This window comes from Pseudomonas sp. JH-2, assembly GCF_036231725.1.
In the GTDB taxonomy this organism is placed as follows: domain Bacteria; phylum Pseudomonadota; class Gammaproteobacteria; order Pseudomonadales; family Pseudomonadaceae; genus Pseudomonas; species Pseudomonas delhiensis.
Map to the genome: position 1 here is coordinate 1 of NZ_JAZAQP010000103.1, position 2,369 is coordinate 2,369.

Genomic DNA, 2,369 nt, shown 5'->3' on the forward strand with positions numbered 1-2,369 from the left:
TCGTGAATCAGAATGTCACGGTGAATACGTTCCCGGGCCTTGTACACACCGCCCGTCACACCATGGGAGTGGGTTGCTCCAGAAGTAGCTAGTCTAACCTTCGGGGGGACGGTTACCACGGAGTGATTCATGACTGGGGTGAAGTCGTAACAAGGTAGCCGTAGGGGAACCTGCGGCTGGATCACCTCCTTAATCGAAGATCCCGGCTTTCTCATAAGCTCCCACACGAATTGCTTGATTCACTGGTAAGCGACGGTTAGGCAACCCTATATGGGTCTGTAGCTCAGTCGGTTAGAGCGCACCCCTGATAAGGGTGAGGTCGGCAGTTCGAATCTGCCCAGACCCACCAATCGTTGGAAAAGAGGGGGCCATAGCTCAGCTGGGAGAGCGCCTGCTTTGCACGCAGGAGGTCAGGAGTTCGATCCTCCTTGGCTCCACCATCTCCGCATCGTCGAAAGCTCAGACATGAATGTTCAAGGTGTTGAACGAACATTGATGTCTGGTCTTTGTGCCAGAACCGTTCTTTAAAAATTTGGGTATGTGATAGAAGTAGACTGAATGATCTCTTTCACTGGGGATTGTTCAAGTCAAGGTAAAATTTGCGAGTTCAAGCGCGAATTTTCGGCGAATGTCGTCTTCACGTTCGAGACGTATGACCAGATTGCTTGGGGTTATATGGTCAAGTGAAGAAGCGCATACGGTGGATGCCTTGGCAGTCAGAGGCGATGAAAGACGTGGTAGCCTGCGATAAGCTTCGGGGAGTCGGCAAACAGACTTTGATCCGGAGATCTCTGAATGGGGGAACCCAGCCAGCACAAGCTGGTTATCACACACTGAATCCATAGGTGTGTGAGGCGAACCAGGGGAACTGAAACATCTAAGTACCCTGAGGAACAGAAATCAACCGAGATTCCCTTAGTAGTGGCGAGCGAACGGGGACTAGCCCTTAAGCTTCTTGGAATCTAACAGAACGCTCTGGAAAGTGCGGCCATAGTGGGTGATAGCCCCGTATGTGAAAGGTTCCAGGAAGTGAAATCGAGTAGGACGGCGCACGTGAAACGTTGTCTGAACATGGGGGGACCATCCTCCAAGGCTAAATACTACTGACTGACCGATAGTGAACCAGTACCGTGAGGGAAAGGCGAAAAGAACCCCGGAGAGGGGAGTGAAATAGAACCTGAAACCGTATGCGTACAAGCAGTGGGAGCCCACGTTGTTGGGTGACTGCGTACCTTTTGTATAATGGGTCAGCGACTTATATTCAGTGGCGAGCTTAACCGAATAGGGGAGGCGTAGCGAAAGCGAGTCTTAATAGGGCGTTTAGTCGCTGGGTATAGACCCGAAACCGGGCGATCTATCCATGAGCAGGTTGAAGGTTAGGTAACACTGACTGGAGGACCGAACCCACTTCCGTTGAAAAGGCAGGGGATGACTTGTGGATCGGAGTGAAAGGCTAATCAAGCTCGGAGATAGCTGGTTCTCCTCGAAAGCTATTTAGGTAGCGCCTCACGTATCACTCCAGGGGGTAGAGCACTGTTTCGGCTAGGGGGTCATCCCGACTTACCAAACCGATGCAAACTCCGAATACCTGGAAGTGTCAGCGTGGGAGACACACGGCGGGTGCTAACGTCCGTCGTGAAAAGGGAAACAACCCAGACCGTCAGCTAAGGTCCCAAAGTTATGGTTAAGTGGTAAACGATGTGGGAAGGCTTAGACAGCTAGGAGGTTGGCTTAGAAGCAGCCACCCTTTAAAGAAAGCGTAATAGCTCACTAGTCGAGTCGGCCTGCGCGGAAGATGTAACGGGGCTCAAACCATACACCGAAGCTACGGGTGCATCGCAAGATGCGCGGTAGAGGAGCGTTCTGTAAGCCTGTGAAGGTGAGTTGAGAAGCTTGCTGGAGGTATCAGAAGTGCGAATGCTGACATGAGTAACGACAATGGGAGTGAAAAACTCCCACGCCGAAAGACCAAGGGTTCCTGCGCAACGTTAATCGACGCAGGGTTAGTCGGTCCCTAAGGCGAGGCTGAAGAGCGTAGTCGATGGGAAACAGGTTAATATTCCTGTACTTCTAGTTACTGCGATGGAGGGACGGAGAAGGCTAGGCCAGCTTGGCGTTGGTTGTCCAAGTTTAAGGTGGTAGGCCGAACACTTAGGCAAATCCGGGTGTTCAAGGCCGAGAGCTGATGACGAGCTTTCTTTTAGAGAGCGAAGTGGTTGATGCCATGCTTCCAGGAAAAGCTTCTAAGCTTCAGGTAACTAGGAACCGTACCCCAAACCGACACAGGTGGTCGGGTAGAGAATACCAAGGCGCTTGAGAGAACTCGGGTGAAGGAACTAGGCAAAATGGCACCGTAACTTCGGGAGAAG

2 tRNA genes and 2 rRNA genes are annotated in these 2,369 nt (G+C 51.8%); all 4 read left to right on the forward strand.

From position 1 onward, the window contains the following. Nucleotides 1-192: ribosomal RNA gene (locus VV867_RS30840) — 16S ribosomal RNA — on the forward strand; the annotation flags it as partial. Between the two features lie 80 nt (nucleotides 193-272). Then, nucleotides 273-349, forward strand: a tRNA-Ile gene (locus VV867_RS30845). 15 nt (nucleotides 350-364) lie between these two features. Next, a tRNA-Ala gene (locus VV867_RS30850) sits at nucleotides 365-440 on the forward strand. A 237-nt stretch (nucleotides 441-677) separates the two neighbouring features. Then, a 23S ribosomal RNA gene (locus tag VV867_RS30855) occupies nucleotides 678-2,369 on the forward strand; the annotation flags it as partial.